The following is a 19,645-nucleotide window of genomic DNA, read 5'->3' as shown; positions in this document are numbered from 1 at the left end:
TCGTTCACCGATTTTCTGTTATCGGCGGAAGTCGGGCCCGTCCCCGTGGTGTGCGCAGCCTCTCCCACACCACAGCAACGGCCACGGGCGTCCTGACGGCGACCCTCTTCCTGCTCACCGCTTCCCCGGCGGCGGCCGCGACCACCGGCGGCGCGGCGGCCTCCGCGGACATCGGCTTCGGCTGGTGGCCCTACGCCCTGGGCTCCGCCCTGATCATCAGCCTCGCGATACCGGCGCCGCCGAGGGGGCGGGGGCGGGGTCGGCGAGGGGGCGGGCGGGGTGCGCGCAAGTGACTCCTCCGCTGCGGTGGCCGGCCGGCCTCACAGCTCGCACTCCGCCCTCCCTCACAGCTCCGGCTCCCCCCATGTCACGACCCGCACCTCGTCGCCCACCGCCACCTTGCCCGGCCGGAGTACCGCGTACTTCGTTCCGAAGGCGATGCCGCCCTGGGTGGCGCGGCGGTAGGTGGCGAGGGTGCGCAGGGGTTCCGGGCCCGCTCGGGTGCCGGTGTGCTGGTCGACGAGGGTGACCGCGCAGCGGATGGCGAGTTTGGCGTAGCCGAGTTCCGTGTCTTTGATGCGCAGGTGGTGGGCGCGGTCCTCCGTGTGGGGGTCGTCCCAGCCGTCGATGACGAGGTTGGGGCGGAACCGGTCGGCGGGGAGGGCGCGCACGCCGCGGGCGGCCATCTTCGCGTCGAGGAGGCCCAGGGTGGAGCGGGAGACGACGTGCAGGGCGCAGCTGTCGGCGTACCCGGAGGTGCCGGGTGTCAGGCCGTCGGTCACCCGGTCGTGCTCGGGCGGGACCCGTACCAGCCGGCTCGGGGCACCGAGCACGTCGGAGAGCCAGCCCGCCGCGTCGTCGCCTTGGTCGATTCCCTGGTAAGCGGTTCCGAAGAGATCCACTTTCTGCCGGGTGCCCGATGTGTCCACCCGCAGGTGGAGGGACTCGGCCCCGGGTGCGTTGAGCGTGAGACGGTCGCCGTCGGGTGTGATGCGGGGGCGGACGACGGCCAGCAGCGGATCCCGGCGCTGCGTCCGGTAGACGCCCTCCTCGCTGACGACCATGAAGCTGCGGTCGTGCGCGAGCCCGGTCGGCGTCAGCAGCGCCTCGCGTACCGGCGTACCGGCGCAGCCCTTGACGGGGTAGTACGACAGCTCGGCGACTCTGGCCATGACCTCTCGTTCCGTCTCGCGGCTCAACGGCCGCTGGGGGCTTCGGGAAAACCGAGCAGGAGGGCCAGCGTCCGCGCCTCGGCCGCCCACCCGGCCAGGAACGCCAGGGTCAGGCCCCTTTCCCGGTAACGGAGTTCGGCCGGGACCGTGCCCGCACCGCCGTAGGCCACCGGCTCCTGGTCCGCCCGCGCCAGCATCAGCGCGGTGAGCCAGTGGTACTTCACCGCGGACGCGCACACGCCGAGCCGGACGAGGCGTTCGTCGCCCCGCCAGCCGCTTTTGCGCAGTCCGTGCAGGTAGGCGTCGTAGGCCGCCTTGGCCAGGCCCGGCAGGTCCGCGGCCGGGACGAACAGGTCGAGGACGCAGTCCGGGAGGTAGTTGCCGAGGTCCTCGCCGAGGGCGCCGTCGCCGGTGAACGCCCAGTCGAGCAGGACGCTTGTGCCCGAGCGGCCGGAGACGACGTTCGCCGGCCACTGGTCGAGGTGGCTGAGGGCGCGGGGCAGCGACTCCATGACCGTGAGGAACCACTCGCGGTCGTGGTGGAGGCGGACCATGTCCTCGCGCAGGCCGGGCGGGAAGTGCCGCCGGACCAGGGGGTGCCGCCACGCCGCGTCGTCGTCGAGCAGGGCCCTGCCCGTCGTCTGCGCCGAGGTGTAGTCCCGCAGGAAGCCCTGCGACAACCACGGGGTGTCCTCCCCCGCGCCGACCGCACCCTGCGCGGCGCCCAGTCGGTGGGCGTGCTCGACGTGGTGGGTGAGGGGCCAGACCGTCGCCGGCTCGCCCGGCACGTCCTCCAGCCACAACGCCACGTCACCGTCCGGCCGTTCCACGCACTCCAGCAGCCGGGGGGCGCGGATGCCGTACCGCTCCCAGACCCGGACGAGCCCGGACCGGTAGACGTACGCCTCGCGCCGCCAGAAGTTCCAGTGGCGGGGATCGTTGGACGCCGACCAGGCGACGCCGGTCTCCTTCGTCCGCGTCAGCACCTTCAGGACGGCCGAGCGCTCGCCGCCGCCGACCCGCCACACCCCGGCCGTGACGCCGTTCGACGGATTGTGCGTGAGCGGTTCGAACACCGCCTCGCCAGCGGGGACTTGCAGGACCTCACGTACTTCGGCATGCGCTGCGGCGACCTCGGGCATCCCCCGATGCTATGCCTCCGCCCCGGCCCTGTCCTTGCGTCCCCGCAGCCACACGTACACCGGGATCCCGGCGAAGAGGAACAGCACGCCCTGGTAGACGGCCGCGTACCCGGCGCCGGCGATCAGCCAGAACGAGAAGCCGAAGGAGAGGACGGCGACGGTCAGGTCGCGGGCGAGGCCGGCGGGCCGGACACCGTCGCGATTGCCACGGGCCAGCCAGTACAGCTGGGCCGCCGCCGACAGCAGGTACGGCACGCAACCGGTGAAGGTGGTGATCAGGACGAGGACGCGGAACGTGGTGTCCGGTCCTGCCGTGTAGTTGAGGGCGATGAGCAGGCTGCCGAGGACCGCGCAGGCCCACACCCCGAAGCCCGGGACGCCGCCCTTGCCGAGGCGGGCGAAGGGTGCGGGGAAGAGGCCGTCGCGGGCGGCGGCGTACGGCATCTGCGCGGCCATGAGGATCCAGCCGTTGAGGCAGCCGGTGATCGAGGCGACGGCGACCAGCGCGATGGCGGTGCCGCCCCAGCCACCGCCGGTGATCGCGTTGACGGCGTCGGCGAAGGGCGCGCTCGAGTCGACGAGCCGGTCGTGCGGGACCAGGCCGAAGACGGCGATCGTGCCGAGGACGTAGACGAGGGCGGAGGCCAGGGTGCCGAGGACGCTCGCCCGGCCGACCGTGCGCTCGGGGTCGCGGACCTCGCCCGCGCTGACGGCGGCGGACTCGACGCCGAGGAAGCTGTACAGCAGCAGCGCGGCGGAGGCGGCCAGCGCGCCGGAGACGCTCTGGCCGGAGGCGTTGAACGGGCCGAAGTTGTCCGCGTCGACGAAGAACAGGCCGATCGTGGCGAGCAGGAGCAGCGGGACGAACTTCAGGACCGTGGAGACGACCTGCACCGCGCCGACCCAGCGCGTGCCCGCGAAGTTCGCCGCGGCGGGCAGCCAGAGGGCGGCCATCGCGACCAGGGCCTGGAGCGCGTGGTTGCCGTGCAGGGGTATGAGGACCTCGACGTAGCCGACGACCGCGACGGCCAGGGCGGCGATGCTGACCCAGCACATCGTCCAGTACGACCAGGCCGACAGGAACCCGGCGAACTCGCCGAAGGCGTCCCGGGGGTAGACGTACAGGCCGCCGGTGACGGGGCTGCGCCGCGCCAGCCTGCCGAAGAGCAGCGCGAGCAGGACGGCTCCCACCGAGAGCACGAGGAACGCGAGCAGGCTGATCGTGCCGTACGGGGCGACGGTGGCGGGCAGGGCGAAGATGCCGCCGCCGATGATGTTGCCCATGACGAGGGCCGTGGCGGCGGCGAGGCCGAAGGTGCGGCGGGGAGCGGGTGCCGCGGCGGTGCCGGTCGCGGCCGGGTCGGCGGGTTCTGCGGCCTCGGTGGGGCTGGGGACGGTCATGAGGGTTCCTGTACAAGCGGAGGAGGAGGGTCCTGATCGTAGCTGCGATCCCACATGCTGGTCGACCTGTTCATCTGATGGACACAATCGGCTGGGGTCCGCCGCGGAACGTCGACTACCGTCGTCGGCATGACCAGCACCCTCTCCCTCGCAGAAGCCCTCGCCGCCGGGACGGTCGTCCTCGACGGAGGCATGTCCAACCAGCTCGAATCGGCCGGGCACGACCTGAGCGACGAGCTGTGGTCCGCCCGGCTCCTCGCCGAACAGCCGGAGGCGGTGACCGAGGCGCACCTCGCCTACTTCAGCGCGGGGGCGGACGTGGCGATCACGGCCAGTTACCAGGCCACGTTCGAAGGCTTCGCCAAGCGCGGGATCGATCACGACCGGGCGGCCGAACTCATGGCACTGAGCGTGGAGTCGGCCCGGGAGGCGGCCCGGCGGGCACGGGCCACCCGGCCCCTGTGGGTGGCGGCCTCGGCCGGTCCGTACGGGGCGATGCTCGCGGACGGCTCCGAGTACCGGGGGCGGTACGGGCTGAGCGTGGACGAGCTGGAGCGTTTCCACCGGCCGCGCCTCGAGGTGCTGGCCGCGGCCCGGCCCGACGTCCTCGCCCTGGAGACGGTTCCGGACGCCGACGAGGCCGGGGCCCTGCTGCGGGCCGTGCGCGGGCTCGGGGTGCCGGCCTGGCTGACGTACTCCGTCGCCGGTGACCGCACCCGTGCCGGGCAGCCGCTGGAGGAGGCCTTCGCCCTGGCCGCCGAGGCGGACGAGGTGATCGCGGTCGGGGTGAACTGCTGCGCGCCGCAGGACGTGGACACGGCGGTGGCGACGGCGGCGCGGGTCACCGGCAAGCCCGTCGTCGTCTACCCCAACAGCGGCGAGACCTGGGACGCCGAGGCACGTGCCTGGACCGGCCGCTCCAGCTTCACCGCGGGCCAGGTGAAGGGCTGGCAGCAGGCGGGAGCCCGGCTGATCGGCGGCTGCTGCCGGGTGGGGCCGGACGCCGTCTCGGGCATCGCCGAAACACTACGGACGGCGTAGCCCCCGGCTGCCCCGCGCGAAGCGCCCGCCCCTCCCGGTGCGCCCGCCGTCCCGGGGCGCGGCGCCCGCTGTGTCTCGGCGAAGCGCACCTCGCCCCGGCGCAGAGCGCTCTGCCAGGGTGGGACGCCCCGGCGTACCGGTGATTCGCCTCCGGTGTCGACGCACAACGCCGCTGTCCGGCGCGCGCCCCGCCGTTCCTGCGCAGCGCCCCGCCGTCCGGGCCGTGCGCGCAAAGCCCTCCTCCCCCTCGCCCCCCGCTGCTAGCCTCCGACCATGGGAACCGGTTGCTACGGCGTTGCCGCGGTTCTCAGGGGGATGGGCGCTGACCGGCGCCCGGGAGGGACGGGGCAGGGCATGACGAGGAAGAGCGGGGACGCGGGCCGTAGCACCATCCGGGACGTGGCGGCGCGCGCGGGGGTCTCCGCGTCGACGGTGTCCCGGGTGCTCGGCGGGGTGTATCCGGTGAGCGCGGCGACGCGCGGGAGCGTGATGCGGGCGGTCCGCGAGCTGGACTACGTGGCCGACGCCCGGGCGAAGGCCATCGCCGGCGCCGGCACGCCCACCCTCGCCTTCGTGCTGGAGGACATCACCGGCCCGTCGTTCGCGCACATGGCCCACGGCGTGGAGCGCGAGGCGACCCGGCTCGGCCATCTCTGCCTGGTGTGCAGCACGGAGGGCGACGTCCGGCACGAACTGGACTTCGTCGAGATGATGCGCGCCCAGCGGGCAGCCGCGGTGATCCTGGTCGGTGGGACGGCCGACACCCCCGCGTACCGCGAACGCACCCGCCGCATGGCCGACTCCCTCGCCTCGGCCGGTTCCCGTCTGGTCCTGTGCGGCCGGCCGCCGCTGGACCCGGGCGCCCCGGTGACGGTCATCGAGTACGACAACGAGGGCGGCGCCCACACCCTGGTCACCCACGTGCTCGCACGGGGCCACCGCCGGGTGCTGTTCCTCGGCGGCCGGGCGGACCACACGACGGCCCTGGGCCGTGAACGCGGCTACCTCGCGGCGCACCGGGCCCGCGGCCTCACCCCCGACCCGTCCCTCGTCCTGCACGGCGACTTCACCCGGGACGCCGGCCACCGTCTGATGCGGCAGGCCCTCGCAAACGGGCTGGAGTTCAGCGCGGTGGTGGCCGCCACGGACATGGTCGCGGCGGGTGCCCTCACCGCACTGCACGAAGCGGGCCTGAAGGTGCCGGACGACGTCTCGCTCGCCGGTTACGACGACATTCCGTTCGCCCGCGATCTGCACCCGGCCCTGACGACGGTCCACGTCCCCTACGAGGAACTGGGCCGTCTCGCCGTCCGGACGGCCCTGGAGCACACCCAGGGCGCCCCGGACGAACATCTGCTGCTGGGCACGCACGTGGTGGTACGGGACTCGGTGGGCCCTGGTCCCGTGACGGCATAGGTTCCGGCAGCCACGGGCCTGTCCGACCGACCTGCCGCATCGTCTAGACGACCCGCTGCATCGCCTTCCGGTGCCGTTCCGCCATCGCGGCCCCCGACTCGCGGCGGGCCATCCTGCGCAGGACGGACGGGGCGAGGAGCAGCCCGGCGACGGCCCAGGCACACAGCACTCCCGCCGTCTCCAGGTGCCGCCAGGACGCGCCGACCTCGGCGGCGACCGCGCCGGCCGGCAGCAGCGCCGAGCGGAGACCGAGGCCGAGCCAGTAGAAGGGGAAGACCTGCCCGACGGTCTGCAGCCACCCGGGCAGCTCCGACAGCGGGAAGTAGATCCCGGAGATCACCACGAGCCCCATCACCGGGAGCATCAGCAGCCCGACGGTGCGCGGACTGCTGACGAGTGAGCCGACGACGGCGCCCATCGGCAGGGTGGCCAGGAGTCCCAGCGGCACCACCCACACCAGCGCCAGCAACGCTCCGCCGCCCTGCCGGGCCACCCCGTCCACCAGGAACACGCCCACGGCGAAGGGGAGCGCCATGGAGACGAGTGCCGTACCGGACACCATGACGATCTTGCCGACCAGATGGCCGACCATGCCGTGGGGCACGGCCTTGGCCCGCAGCAGGGTGCCGTCCTCGCGCTCGGTCGTCAGCAGCTGCGCCGTGGTCATCAACCCGGTGAACGCGACCGTCATCCCCAGCATGCTCGGCAGCATGAACGCGCCGGTCGAGATGCCTGCGCCCTTCAGCGGTTCGTCCCTGCCCAAGTACAGCGGCACGACGAGCAGAACGGTCCACAGCGCGTAGCCGAACATGTCCTGACCGGTGGTGAAGGTCTGCCGAAGTTCCGTCCAGCCGCGCCGTACCCCTACCAGCGCCGCGTACCCCACCGCACTCACAGCGACCCCTCCCCGAGGGCCGGTACGGCCCGCTCGTCGGGACCGTGGCCCGACTCGAACTCCCGCACCATCGCCAGGTAGGTGTCCTCCAGGCTCGCCCGGCGCACCTCCAGCCCTCCGACCGCCTCGCCGTGTTCCTCGAACAGCCGGCGCACGAACCGCGTGGGCTCGGCCGTGGCCTCCTCGAACGGCCGCCCGTCCAGCGTCCAGCGCACCGTGGCCTCGGCCGACGCCTGCCGCGACAGCTCCGCGGCCGAGCCGTCGGCCACGATCCGGCCACCGGCCAGAATGAGGATCCGGTCGGCGAGCTTCTCCGCCTCGGCGAGGTCGTGCGTGGTGAGCACAACGGTGGTGTTCTCGTCCGCGAGCCCGCGCACCAGGCCGTGGAACTCGTTCCTCGCCTCCGGGTCCAGGCCGGCCGTCGGCTCGTCCAGAAACAGCACCTCGGGCCTGCCCACGATGCCGACGGCCACGTCGAAACGCCGACGCTGCCCGCCGGAGAGGGTCCCGACCCGCTGGTCCGCCTGCCCCGTCAGCCCCACCGCGGCGAGGAGCTCGTCGACGTCCCAGGGGCGCGGCACCACAGCGGTCGAGTACGGCACGTAGTAGCAGCCGAGATGGGCCAGCAGCTCCCGCACCCGCCACTTGCCGTGGTCGCGCCAGGACTGGAGCACGATGCCCAGGCGCGCACGCCACCGTTCGTCCCCGTCGGCCGGATCGGTGCCGAGGACGGTCACGTCCCCGGCCGAGCGCATCCGGAAGCCTTCCAGGACCTCGATCGTGGTCGTCTTGCCCGCGCCGTTCGGGCCGAGCAGCAGGACGACTTCGCCCCGCCGGGCCGTGAAGCCGACCCCCTTCAGCACGTCCTGGCTGCGGTAGCGCATCCGCAGGTCCCGTACGTCGATGACCGTGTCGCTGTCCGGCGGTGGGCTGCTGCCCACCTCGGACAGGGCGTGAGTGGTCGTCATCTGTGTTCCCCCGTGCGTCTCATGGTGCGTGCTGCGGGCAGGGCCAAAGGCCGTGCGGACGTCCGTGGTCATGGGACGTGATCTACGGCTGAGGCTGCGTCGCCCTCCTGGCAGCGGCCGTTCGGGCCTTCCCGGGCGAACACATTACCGAACGACCCGACCGGTGGCGGCGCCGTCAGTGGCGTCGGAGGGCGCCCGAGCGTCGCAGGCGCCGTACGGCCGACCGCAGTTCCGTGACGCGGCCGTGCGGGTCGTCGACGGGGACCGAGGCCGGTGGGAGTTCCGCGGGTTTGAGGGCGTCGGCCTTCCAGAGGGCCAGTTCACGGTCCCGGGGGCCGTGGGCCGTGTACGCCAGGCCGTCCTCGGCGTCCGGCGCCGGGTCCCCGAAGACGCGCACCGGATGGGTCGCGTCCCAGCGCTCCCAGCCGGGGTCGCCGTCGGTGGCGAACCGGACCCACGCCCCGTGCATGGCGTCGGCCAGTTCCTGCGGGGCGCCCTCCCCGGCGAGTTTCCGCGACTCGGGGACGTCCCCGGTGTCGAAGACGAAGCCCAGCTCCAGCGCGTGGCAGGCGCCGAGGCCGGGCAGGTTCGAGGGCCAGGCGAACTCGTAGACGTACGACGCTTCCGTGCGCGCGTCGGCCAGGTGGTGCAGGGGTATGCGGAGCAGATGGTCGGTGACGAGCTGGCCGACGGTCTCCGCCGTGCCGGCCTCGGGGTGCAGGGTGCGGTAACCACGCGGTACCTCGTTGCCGCAGTGGCAGCGGGCCATGGCGCCCGCGAGGGCGACGGCCCCGAGGCGGTCGACGCGGTCCAGGAGGCCGCCCGGCACCAGCCACAGCCGGTATTCGTCGCGGGTCCAGCCCAGCAGCAGCTCGACCCCGGGGGCCGCACCGCCGTCGGTGAGGGCCTGAAGGGGGTCGCGCGGGACGACGTCGCCGTCGATGACGAGACCGAAGGCGGGCCCGCCGACCACCGGGCTGCTCAGCCTGCCCACCTCGGCCTGGGTGCGCAGCAGCAGATCACGGTCGACGGCGGCGAAGGCCTCGGCGGTGGCGGGGATCTTCAGCCGGGAGGCCATACGGCGGACCATCCGCCGGACCTTGGCCCGCTCGGACGCCTCGGGCGGTCCGCTCTGCAGGACGGCCCGCCGCACCAGCCCCTGGATCTGCGGGGCGGCGATGAGGGCGCCGATGCTGATCGCGCCGGCGGACTGGCCGAAGAGGGTGATGCGGCCGGGGTCGCCGCCGAAGGCCTCGATGGCCTCGTGCACCCAGGTCAGGGCTGAGATCTGGTCGCGCAGGCCGGGGTTCGGGGGCGTGTCCGGGAACAGTCCGTAGCCCTCGACGCCCAGCCGGTAGTTGATGGACACGCAGACCACGCCGTCGCGGGCGAAGGCATGCCCGTCATAGACGGGGACGGCGGAAGAACCCCTGGTCAGTGCGCCGCCGTGCAGCCAGACGAGGACGGGGAGGCGGGCCTTCGGGTCGGGTTGCGGGGTCCAGACGTTGAGGTTGAGGCAGGCGTCGCCGGGCACGACCGGGTCGGACAGGTAGTGGGCGAAGGCGTCGGAGTACGGCGGTTTCGGCGGGGTGGGGCCGAAAACACCGGCGTCACGGACACCGTCCCAGGGCGGCAGCGGCACGGGCGGGCGGAAGCGGCGGGGGCCGAAGGGAGGGGCCGCGTAGGGGATGCCGCGGAAGACCGCGACTCCGCGCTCGTACCGGCCCCGCAGGGCGCCGAAGGGCGTGCTCACCACGGGGTCGGCCTGCCGGGCCTCCTGGTCTGCCGTCATACGTCCACCAGCCTCCTCACCGCGCTCGTGCACCGTGAAGATCAGAGCACCTCATTGTGGCGCGGTATTCCGGTGCACGAGCGGACGGGAGGGACTGTTCGGGTTACTTGGCGTACATCAGCGTGCCGAAGCCGAGCTGGTCGAACCCGCCGCTGGTGGTGCCGTAGTCACCTCCCCCGCCCTCGGGGGCGACGGAGAAGCACATCTGGGCGATGTACTTGTCGTCGAGGAGCAGGCGCCGCCCGTAGTGGTAGTGGAGCATCGCCCAGACCGGGCGGACCTGGCCGCGGGAGTCCGAGCTGATCACGGTCTGTGACTGCTGGGAGCAGTTCTGACCGGTACCCCAGGTGTAGGTCGTGTACGGCACGTCCATGTTCAGGTTGTACTTGGCGACGTACTGGGCTGCCTTCATGAAGCGGCGACCGTCGTACGAGTAGAGGTCGTCGCCCTGGTTCCAGGCCATCTCGCACAGGGCGCCCATCTGACCCATGCCCATCATGGTGTGGCCCTGGTCGCGGCCCGACTCCTGCCACTGGCCGAGGTCGTAGCCCTCGACGTTGCCGTACAGGAACGGGACGGCGTGCTGGACGGAACCGTTTCCCGCGCCCGACTTGAAGTAGGTGACGGCCTGGTCGTACTTGGCGGCGTTGTCGGTGAGGATGCCGATGGCCATGATCGAGGCCATGTTGCACAGGTCCCAGTTGGCCCAGTAGTTGGTGATGCAGGCGTCGTTGTGGCCGGTCAGGAACTGGTTGTTGAGCGGGTAGAAGACTCTGACCAGCATCTCCTGGGCTGCGGCGAGGTCGAACCCCGGGTAGTCCCGCATGAGTTCGCAGGCGTTCGCGAACTGCCAGCCGTAGATGCCGGCGGCGAGGAACCGGTCGGCGTTGCCGGTGACCGTGGTCAGGGTGTGTGACCAGGCGTTGAGGATGGCGGCGGCGCAGCGGGCGTTGGCCTCGGTGCCGCCGACCTTCCAGCGCAGCGCGTTCTGGTAGGCGGCCGCGATGTCGTTGTAGAGCTGCGGGTAGTTCTCTCCGGTGCCGCCGCGGATGATCGTCGCCGTGGCCCGGTTGGTCCAGGTGGACTGGGAGTGGGAGTTGGCGGTCAGCTTGTTCCAGCCGGACAGCCAGGGGTCGTCGCCCGCGGCGACTCTGACCTTGGCGCGGTTGATGTCGCCGGCGTTGTGGAGCATGCCGGGGTGGGCGAAGGTGGCGGGTGCGGCGCCGGCCGTGGTGGCGGTGGCCGTGGCCGTGGCGCCGAGGGCGAGGGCCGCGGTGAGGCCGCCGGCGGTCTTGAGCAGACCGCGGCGGCTCACCTGGCCGCCGTCGTGGTGCGTGTGGGGGGAAGTGCGGCTCATGTGGGGTTCTCCGATCCGTGGAGTACTACACGGGGGTGATGCTCACCTCGTCGAACTGGGTGGTGCTGCGGGCCAGGGGGTCGCGGGAGCAGACCACGAGGCCCACGTGGTAGGGGGCGTCACCGAAGCCGGGGATGTCTCCGTCGGCGAGGGGGGTGAAGGTGGCGCCGTCGTCGGTCGAGGCGGATGCGGTGAAGTGCGTCCCGGTGCGCTTCAGCCGCAGCAGGCAGGGGGCGGTGACCGCCGCGTTGCCCGTGAAGGCGGACTTTCCGGCGACGGTCGGGCGCAGCATCAGCTGGGCGCTCGTGCCGCCGGAGACGATCGCCCCGGCCGCCAGATCGAACGGCGACAGGGACTTGGCCATGAGCAGGCCGACCCGGTCGCCGGTGGCTCCGGAGCGGGAGACCAGGCGGACGGTGACCTCGCAGTCACCGCTGACGGGCCGTCGTACGAACTGGCCCGTCATGCCCTGGTTGTTGACGGTGAGGTCGGTTCCGGCGCCCCGCACCACGAAGGTGCCGGTCTCGTACGAGGTGCTGCCGGGGGTCTGGACGGCGACCACGCCGAGTGTGCCGTAGGCGCGGTCGTCGAGGATGACGTCGCCCAGGTCGCCATGGGCCCAGGGCGCGGGCGGCGGGTCGCCGACCGTGAGGGTGAGCGTGCCGGTGGCGTCTCCGGCCGCGTTGCCGGCGGTGGTGGTGACGGTGAACTCGCCGGTCCGGGTGGGGGTCCCGGAGATCAGGCCGGTGCGCCGGTCGAGGCGCAACCCGTCGGGCAGTCCCTTCGCTGTGAAGCGGGTGGGCTGGTGCGTGGCGCGCAGGAGGTGCCGGAAGGGGGCGCCCCGGTTCGTGAACGCCTCGGTGGGCGAGGCGAGCCGGGGCGTGGCGGGGGCCGGCATGGTCGCCTCGGCCGGAGCCGACAGCGGGCCGCGTCCGGCGCGGTTCGTCTTCGCCACCGCGTAGTGGTACGTGGTGCCGGGTGTTCCGGTCGCGTCGGAGTACCGGACGCGGGTGCCGAATCCGACGGGGCCGAGGTCGCTCGCGACCGTCTCGAACGGGCCCTTCGCGGAGGTGGAGCGCAGCACCGTGTAGCGGGCCGAGAGGTCCGGGTCGGTCCAGGCCAGCTCGACCGCGTCGGCGCCCGGTGCGGCCCGCAGGTCGACCGTGGCCCGGGCGGGGCGTGGCACGGACCAGACCTCACCGCCCGTGCGGGAGGTGACGCTGACGTTGTCGAAGGCACCGGTGCCGGTCTCGGCGTAGTCCTCGTCGACGCCCAGGCAGGAGGTGAGGGTGAGACCGACGTAGGTCGTTCTGCCCAACTCGACTTCGCTGGTGCCGACTTCGGTCCAGTGGGCGCCGTCCGGGGAGATGGCCCCGGTGCAGCGGCCGCCCCGGCGGGTCACCCGCACCCAGTAGGGCATGCGCAGCCGGTAACCGTCGCCGGCGCCCTCGACGTACGGGGCCTGGAGCGGTGTCGCCGACTCCGGGAGGTCACCGAGGGAGGAGATCGGGAAGGCGGCACCGGTCGTGATGGCCGGCTGCTGTGAGGGGGGCACAGGTGTGCTTCCCGTGCCGGTGACCGCTCCCTGGGCCTTCGCCCGTACGCTCCACACACCGCTCCAGGTGTGCAGCGGCAGGCCCTGGATCAGCATGGCCGCGTGGGCGGCGTCCGCGTCCGGGGCGGCCCGGACGGTGACGCCGATCTTGGAGTACTGGGAGCTGAGCGGCCATACGATGCGGGCCGTGACCGTACCGTCGCCGCGCAGCGGCAGGTACGCCAGGCGGTGGGTGCCGGCGGTGCCGGACGCCTCCAGCACGAACCGCTCCCCGTCGAACAGCGCGGAGCCGGGGAGCCCGACGTCTCCGACGTCACGGGTCCGCCAGGGGCCGGGGAGCCCGGGGGCCGCTGCCGCCCAGGCCGAACGCACGCTCTCGCCCGTGGAGTTGGCCGCTGTGACCCTGTAGTAGGAAGCGCGTCCCCGACGGGTCCGGCGGTCGGTGTACGCCGGGCCGGTGATCCCGGTCGCGAGCTTCTCGTACGGCCCGTCGGCGGCGGCCGCGCGCAGGACGGTGTACGACTCGGCCCACGCCGACGGCAGCCAGGCCAGCGCGACGGACCCTTCGCCGCCGACCGCCGTGACACCGGCCGGAGCCGTGGGCGCTGACGGCGACGGGGCCTTCGTGCCGGCGAAGGTGAGGGTGCCCCAGCCGGGCAGGTCGTCGTTGCTCCCCTCGACGACGCGGGCACCGCCGCCGCCGCGGAAGACGGCCGCCTCGGTGAAGGGCGTGTCCAGGCCGCGGACGCCCGCGTAGTGCGCGTACGCCATCTCGTAGACCGGGGGCAGAGTGCCGCGCCCTGTCGCCGAGACGGACGTCTTGATGTACTTGCCGGTGCGGTCCAGGTCGGGCACGAAAGGAACGTCGCCACCGAGGTTGTAGCGGGCGGCGTACTCGACGTTTTTCAGCAGCCGGTTCCCGTCGAAGGCGTACAGGTCGACGCCCTGGTTCCAGGCGACCTGCGCGGCGTCCGTGAGCAGGCCGACGGCGAGCTGCTCGTGCCCCTGGTCGCGCCCGGACTCCTGGCCCTGTCCGGCGTCCGTGACGATGCGGTGCGGGACACTTCCGTTGCCCGCCCCGGCGGCGGCGAACCTGAGCGCGTCCTCGAAGAGCGTGGGCTCCTCGCAGAAGACGCCGATGGCCAGGATCGACTGGATGGACGTGAGGTCCCAGTTGCCGTTGGCGTAGAGCATGTAACCGGAGATGGCGGGATACCAGACGCGCAGGAAGGATTCCTTGCAGCGTTCGACGTCCTCCTCGGCCCAGCCGTCGTAACCGGTGTGGCACAGCAGCTCGGCGGCGTTGACGAACTTGAAGACCTGGAGCCCCGCGCCCAGGGGCCCGTCCGCGCCGGTGACGGCGGTGAGGGACGCCGACCAGGCGTCGAGGATGTCCCGGGACTTGTCCGCGTAGGCGCGCTCGCCGGTGATGCACCACATCAGCGCGGTCTGGTAGGCCGCCGCGGAGTCGGCGACGGCCTGGTTCTGGAAGTTGGCCGGACCGCGGCCCCAGGTGGTGATCCGGCCGTCGTTCTGGACGGCGTACGTCGACTTCGAGCGCGCGTGGGCGGCGAAGGCGAGGTAACCGTCGTACACCGGGGTTTCCCTGGCGGCGACGGCGGCCTTCATCCGGGCCAGGTCGTCGGCGCTGTGCAGCAGGCCGGGGTGGGTGAAGGTGCGTGGTGCCGTGACGTCCAGGCCGGCGGCCCGGGCGGTACCGGGGACGAGCAGTCCGCTCGCGCCCGACGCCAGCAGCAGGGCGGCGGCACCGCCCAGGAAGCCGCGGCGGCTCGGTGCGGTGGGTCTCAGGGCGCTGTGGCTCACGGGGTGCGTGGGCGTGGGGTCGGTGCTCATGACGCGGCGGCCGCCTCGGCGGTGGTGAGGAACTTCAGGTTCAGGACGTGCTCGTTCGCGTGCATCGGGATGGTGTCGGTGGTGAGGTACCAGGTCGGCTTCTTCATCGAGTCGGCGATGACCGTGCCGTTGACCACGAGGTTCTCGAACGTGACGTCCTTGATGGCGTGCTTGGCGTCGTAGCCGAGCAGCAGACAGGTGGCGAGCGGCTTGCCCGTGTAGGAGAGGTCCTTGACGTAGACGCCCTGGATGCCGCGGCCGACCGAGGTGTTGTACTTCGTGTTGTACATGACCCGCATGTGGATGAGCTGGCCCCAGCGGAAGTCCTCGACGCGTACACCGTCGACCTTGACGTTCTTGATGAGGTTGCTGTCGCCCGGGTTGAGGGCGATGCAGCCCTGGTAGCCCATCTGGGGTTCGCGGTGGTCCAGGATGTCGAGATTCTTGAAGGTGAGGTTCTTCAGGACCTCGGGGTTGTCGGAGTTGCCGTGCGTGCCGACGTTGACGGGGTGGGCGACGTCCGCCCACAGGGTGGAGTTGCGCACGGTGACGTTGCTGGTGTCGCCGTAGTAGTCCCAGCGGTGGGTGTAGATGGCGATGCAGTCGTCGGAGTTGCGCATGAAGACGCCGTCGATGACGACATTGCTGGAACAGAAGACGTCGATGCCGTCGCCCCAGCCCTTGGAGCTGAAGGAGCCCAGGCCCTTGATGGTGACGCCGGTGGCCTCGCCGAGCTGGACGGCGTAGCCGTTCGGGTTGAGGACGGTGACGGCGCCGATGGAGATGTTGCGTGAGTTCTCGACGAGGGCGCCGCCGCCCGCCGTTCCGGCGAGCACGCCCCGGCCGGCGATCCCGGCGTGCTCCACGTTCCGGAAGATGACGGTCGCCTTGAGCACGGCGCCGCCGTCGAGGTACACGGTCTTGCCGGAGGGGACGAGCAGCGTGCCGTCCGCGGTGGTGTGGACGCCGGGGCCGTAGTAGAGGACGTTCGGATCGTCCTGCGCGGGCCTCTTCTTCTCGACCGCGCGGGCGAAGAGGTGCAGACAGTCGAAGATGTCGTCGTTGATCTGCACGACGACGTTGCGCGGCCGGTCGAGCGTGAAGCGCAGGGTGTCACCCCCCACTTCGGGCTTGATGCCGTAGGAGTCCGGTCTCACACGCACCTTGGTGGTGCCGCCCTTGAGGTAGGTGACCTCCACCTCGACGGATCCCTGGAAGTCGAAGTACGCCAGTGACGAGTTGTAGGTCTTGCCGGCCCCGGTGGCCGGGTTGATCTCCCCCAGCTGGGGCCGCCAGATGTCCAGCGTCTGCCACTCGCCGTCGGGGGCGGTGCGCACCCGCACCTTGAAACTCGTGTTCGTCGGCATGGCGGACGGGCGGGGGTACGTCACCAGCTTCGGCGCGGCGACGGCGGCCTCGTCCGCCCGGGCGGCGGCCGCCGAGAGCTGGGTGAACCCGGCGGCGAGAACGGTGGCGCCGGCCGCCTGGAGGGCGCTGCGGCGGGACGGGGACGGGGACATGTGCGACTCCTTGCGAAGGTTGAACAGGGCAGCGGGCAGGGTTACTTGAGGCCGGAGGTGGACGTTCCGGCGATGAACCCGCGCTGGGCGACCAGGAAGATCAACAGGATCGGCACGACGTACATCACGGAGCCCGCGGCCTGGAGGTTGGCCACGGGAGTGCCGGCCGAGGTGACGTAGGTGGACATGACCGCCACCGCGAGGGTGGAGCGGTCGGTGGAGAGCAGCAGCTGGGGCGCGATGTAGTCGCCCCAGGACCAGGTGAAGGCGATCACGAAGCTCGCGGAGAGCACGGGCCAGGACTGAGGCAGGAAGATGCGCCAGAAGATCGTGCCGTATCCGCAGCCGTCGACGATCGCCGCCTCCTCCAGCTCACGGGGCAGTCCGGCGAAGAACTGGCGGAAGAGGAAGACCAGATAGGGGGCGGCGGCCAGGCCCCAGAGCACCCACGGCCAGTACGTGTCGACCATGCCGAGCTTGGCGAAGATCAGGTAGGTCGGCAGCAGCGTGATCATCTGCGGCAGCATCATCGAGCCGATGAGGATGCCGAACAGCGTTTTCTTTCCCGGGGCCTCCAGCCGGGCGAAGCCGAAGCCGACCCAGGCGGAGCTGAGGGTGACAAGGGTGGCGTAGAGGGTCGCGATGATCAGGGAGTTGCGGGCATAGCCGAGGAAGTCGATCAGGTTGAAGGCGTCCGCGAAGTTGTGCCACTGGATGTGCGTGGGCAGCCAGTGCACGGGCGAGGCGGCCAGCTCCGCCGGGGTCTTGAGACCGCTGAGGACCAGCCAGCCGAACGGGCCGACGAACAGTCCGGTGACGACGACGAGGACCGTGTAGAGGACCAGGCGGCCGGCACGTATCCGCGCCCGGGGCGCGGATCCGGGAGGAAGACTGGTGGCGGTCACTTCTTCGCCTCCGGGTCGACGTTGTAGAACACCACACCGGACGTGAACCTGAAGATGAGCCCGGTGGCGATGAGGATCAGGACGAAGAGCACCCACAGCAGCGCGGAGGCGTAGCCGTAGCGGCCGAGCGCGAAGTACTGCGAGAACACGTGCATCATGTAGAGGTAGTTGGACTGCGGCAGCGCGGTGACGCCCGCCGTCGTGCCGTCCGGGGTGAGCAGCAGCGGCATGATGGTCTGCACGGACGCGATCACACCGGTGACGGTCTGGAAGAGCAGGACCGGCGACAGCAGGGGCACGGTGATGCTGCGGAACGTCCGCCAGGCGCCGGCTCCGTCGATCCGGGCGGCCTCGTGCAGTTCCCGGGGCACGTCCTGGAGCCCGGCCAGCGAGATGATCATGACGTTTCCGGCGGCCCACAGCACACTCATCAGCAGCACGTAGCGGGCGTAGGGGTCGGCGAGCCAGCCGAGGGCGTCGAACCCGAAGAGGGTGAGGACACCGTTCGCCGCGCCGGAGTTCTGGTCGAAGAGCGCCTTGAAGGTGAGACCGGCGCCGACCGGTGGCACCACGGCCGGCAGATAGAGCAGGGTGCGGAACAGCCCGCGTGCCCTGATGGGGCGGTTGACCAGGACGGCCAGGCCGAGTCCCGCGATGATCGACAGCGGCACCGACGTGACCGCGAACAGGCCCGTGCGGCCGAGGGAGTTCCAGGTCTGCGGATCGGAGAACAGCTCGGCGTAGTTGCCGAGTCCGACGTAGCGCCAGTGCGGCGAGATGCCGTCGTACGTGGTGAAGCTCAGCCACAGCGCGTACGCCATCGGCACGACGGTCAGCAGCAGGAAACCGATGACCCAGGGGGCGGTGAACAGGTAGAAAGCGCGATGCCTGCGGCCGGTCATGGAGATCCGGGGCCGGTCGGCAGGGGCCCTGCGGGCGATGCCGTCGGGCACGCCGGGCCTCCCGGTGACGGACATCTGGTCGACCGTCATCCGACCTGCTCCTTCCCGCGCTTCAACTGCTCGTTCATGACGGAGTTCAGGCGGCCCGCGAGGGCGTCGACGGACATGTGACCGTTCATCGCTGCCGGTGCCTCCTGGTTGAAGAGGGCGTAGAGCGAGTCCGCCGAGGCGTAGGGCGTGAAAGCGATCACCGAGAAGTGCTTGAGCTCGGCGTTCTGCACCTTCAGCACCCGTTTCTGGTAGTCCTCCCGGGCGGGCATCAGCGGGCGCAGGGACTTCAGAGTGGGGATGCCCCAGCCGCCGGATGCGCGGGCTCTGGCCGGGCCCTCGCCGAAGAACCACTCGAAGACCCGCCAGGCGGCGTCCTTGTTCTTCGCCTTCCTCGGCATCCAGAATCCGGTTCCGGCCTGGCAGGGGCTGACCCGCCGGCCGCCCGCGAAGAGCGGGGCCGGGGCGAGGCGCGAGTGGGACGCGAGCTTCTTGTCGGTGTTGATCAGGCCACCGAGCCAGTAGCCCGAGTTGGACATGGCCATCCGGCCCGCCTGGTAGGTCGGGCCGTCCCAGGCGTTGGGGTCGGGCTGGACGATGCTGGGCCCCACCCGGCTCCGGCCGTACTCGACGTACCAGGCCAGGGCCTTGCGGGCCTCGGGGGTGGTGAAGTCGATCCGGGAGAAGTCGTCGGTGAAAAGGTTGCCTCCGGCGGACGCCGTCAGGCTCGCCAGCAGATTGGGAGTGAGCACACCCTGGTAGCTGCCGCCGAAGACGGTCGTCTGGCCGTTCCTGCGCCGGGTGAGCCGCCTGGCGTCCTCCAGCCACTCCTCGTAGGTGACCGGCTCGGTCTCCGGCGGGTGGCCGACCCCCGCCTCGTCGAAGAGGGCGGTGTTGTACCAGAACATGGAGTCCTGCGAGAAGTCCTTCGCCATGCCGTAGCGGGGGCCTTTGCCCTGGGTGCGGCCGTCGTAGCGCCACAGGTCGTTGACCGGGTCGAGGTCGGCGGCCCTGAGGACGTGGCTCCGGGCGAAGTAGGGGTCCAGGTCCTCCATCACGTCGCGTGCCGCGAAGTAGGGGGCGTCCGTGGCACCGACGCCGCGCACCAGATCGGGCGGGGCGCCGTTGGTCATCATGCCGATGAGCTTGGTGATGTCGTAGCGCACCGTGACGATCTTGACGCCGAGGTCCTTCCGGGCCTGCCGGATCAGCTCCGGGGAGAAGTCGTCGGCCTTCGCCATCACCGTGACGGTCTCGCCGTCGCCGCTGACACCGCTGGAGACCCGCATCGCGCAGCCGCTCAGCGCTGCCGTACCGGTCGCGGCACCGGCTGCCGAAAGGGAGAGGAACCGGCGGCGGCTCAGGGGTGCACCGGCATGTGGGTGCATGGACGCACCACCTCCTGCTCTTGCCGTTCGACATGCCGGTCGCATGCCGGAACACTCGGAACGCTGACGGGAGGGATCAGCGTGGAAACCGGTTGCTATGCGTCCGGCAGAGCTTCTTCCGGGCGGGATGGCGCGTCAAGAGCCTGAGCGATTTTTCGAAAACACTGTGCGTCGGAAACCGGTTGTGCGGGTGCCCTTCGCCGCTGCTCAGCACCTCTGGAACCTCGTCCCTGCCTGACCTTCCGCCACCGAAACCGTAGTAACCGATTTCCGAGAGTGGTCATTCGGC

Annotated in this window: 15 protein-coding genes; 3 read left to right on the top strand and 12 right to left on the bottom strand. The window is 71.5% G+C overall.

Going from position 1 to position 19,645, the window contains the following annotated elements; genetic code table 11:
- Positions 1-50: 50 nt before the first annotated feature.
- A complete protein-coding gene (locus ACFCXS_RS27040; RefSeq protein WP_376645927.1) occupies positions 51-293 on the top strand; it encodes a hypothetical protein in 243 nt (80 codons plus the stop codon).
- Positions 294-344: 51 nt separating this feature from the next.
- Here the strand turns inward: ACFCXS_RS27040 and ACFCXS_RS27035 are convergent, their stop codons facing one another.
- From ACFCXS_RS27035 to ACFCXS_RS27025, 3 genes are read right to left on the bottom strand one after another with little or no spacing between them, the layout of a single operon-like run.
- Entirely contained in the window at positions 345-1,172 is an 828-nt protein-coding gene (locus ACFCXS_RS27035) for an MOSC domain-containing protein (RefSeq protein WP_376645926.1), read from the bottom strand.
- Positions 1,173-1,195: 23 nt separating this feature from the next.
- On the bottom strand, positions 1,196-2,314 hold the full coding sequence (locus tag ACFCXS_RS27030; protein ID WP_376645925.1) for an aminoglycoside phosphotransferase: 1,119 nt from the start codon (positions 2,312-2,314) through the stop codon (positions 1,196-1,198).
- Positions 2,315-2,323: 9 nt separating this feature from the next.
- Positions 2,324-3,715 carry an amino acid permease gene (locus ACFCXS_RS27025; protein WP_376645924.1) on the bottom strand — a complete coding sequence of 464 codons (1,392 nt, stop codon included), beginning with the start codon at positions 3,713-3,715 and terminating at the stop codon, positions 2,324-2,326.
- A gap of 129 nt (positions 3,716-3,844) precedes the next feature.
- Between ACFCXS_RS27025 and mmuM the strand changes: the two genes are divergently transcribed.
- Together mmuM and ACFCXS_RS27015 are read left to right on the top strand one after the other, a co-directional pair.
- Entirely contained in the window at positions 3,845-4,756 is a 912-nt protein-coding gene (gene mmuM, locus ACFCXS_RS27020) for a homocysteine S-methyltransferase (protein ID WP_376645923.1), read from the top strand.
- Between the two features lie 354 nt (positions 4,757-5,110).
- Positions 5,111-6,172, top strand: a complete 1,062-nt coding sequence (locus ACFCXS_RS27015; protein WP_376645922.1) for a LacI family DNA-binding transcriptional regulator — start codon at positions 5,111-5,113, stop codon at positions 6,170-6,172.
- Between the two features lie 43 nt (positions 6,173-6,215).
- Here ACFCXS_RS27015 and ACFCXS_RS27010 read toward each other — a convergent pair whose 3' ends face one another.
- The 9 genes from ACFCXS_RS27010 to ACFCXS_RS26970 form a co-directional block, all read right to left on the bottom strand.
- Entirely contained in the window at positions 6,216-7,067 is an 852-nt protein-coding gene (locus ACFCXS_RS27010; RefSeq protein WP_376645921.1) for an ABC transporter permease, read from the bottom strand.
- A complete protein-coding gene (locus ACFCXS_RS27005; protein ID WP_376645920.1) occupies positions 7,064-8,035 on the bottom strand; it encodes an ABC transporter ATP-binding protein in 972 nt (323 codons plus the stop codon). The genes ACFCXS_RS27010 and ACFCXS_RS27005 overlap by 4 nt, the downstream gene beginning before the upstream one ends.
- Before the next feature lie 175 nt (positions 8,036-8,210).
- Positions 8,211-9,827, bottom strand: coding sequence for a carboxylesterase/lipase family protein (locus ACFCXS_RS27000; protein WP_376645919.1), 1,617 nt, complete (start codon positions 9,825-9,827; stop codon positions 8,211-8,213).
- 103 nt (positions 9,828-9,930) lie between these two features.
- Positions 9,931-11,184 carry an alginate lyase family protein gene (locus ACFCXS_RS26995; protein WP_376645918.1) on the bottom strand — a complete coding sequence of 418 codons (1,254 nt, stop codon included), beginning with the start codon at positions 11,182-11,184 and terminating at the stop codon, positions 9,931-9,933.
- Positions 11,185-11,209: 25 nt separating this feature from the next.
- Positions 11,210-14,593 (bottom strand): alginate lyase family protein, encoded by a 3,384-nt coding sequence (locus tag ACFCXS_RS26990; RefSeq protein ID WP_376645917.1) that lies wholly within the window; start codon positions 14,591-14,593, stop codon positions 11,210-11,212.
- Entirely contained in the window at positions 14,590-16,113 is a 1,524-nt protein-coding gene (locus tag ACFCXS_RS26985; RefSeq protein ID WP_376645916.1) for a glycosyl hydrolase family 28 protein, read from the bottom strand. Before ACFCXS_RS26985 ends, ACFCXS_RS26990 begins: the two co-directional genes overlap by 4 nt.
- Before the next feature lie 41 nt (positions 16,114-16,154).
- Positions 16,155-17,018: a carbohydrate ABC transporter permease gene (locus ACFCXS_RS26980; protein WP_376645915.1), complete on the bottom strand. Its 864-nt coding sequence runs from the start codon at positions 17,016-17,018 to the stop codon at positions 16,155-16,157.
- On the bottom strand, positions 17,015-18,010 hold the full coding sequence (locus tag ACFCXS_RS26975; protein ID WP_376645914.1) for a carbohydrate ABC transporter permease: 996 nt from the start codon (positions 18,008-18,010) through the stop codon (positions 17,015-17,017). Before ACFCXS_RS26975 ends, ACFCXS_RS26980 begins: the two co-directional genes overlap by 4 nt.
- Positions 18,007-19,356, bottom strand: coding sequence for an extracellular solute-binding protein (locus ACFCXS_RS26970; protein WP_376645913.1), 1,350 nt, complete (start codon positions 19,354-19,356; stop codon positions 18,007-18,009). Before ACFCXS_RS26970 ends, ACFCXS_RS26975 begins: the two co-directional genes overlap by 4 nt.
- Positions 19,357-19,645 lie beyond the last annotated feature (289 nt).

This window comes from Streptomyces sp. NPDC056373 (assembly GCF_042262425.1).
Lineage (GTDB): Bacteria > Actinomycetota > Actinomycetes > Streptomycetales > Streptomycetaceae > Streptomyces.
The sequence above is the reverse complement of the archived record's forward strand: the minus strand, read 5'-3'. Positions and strand labels throughout refer to the sequence as shown.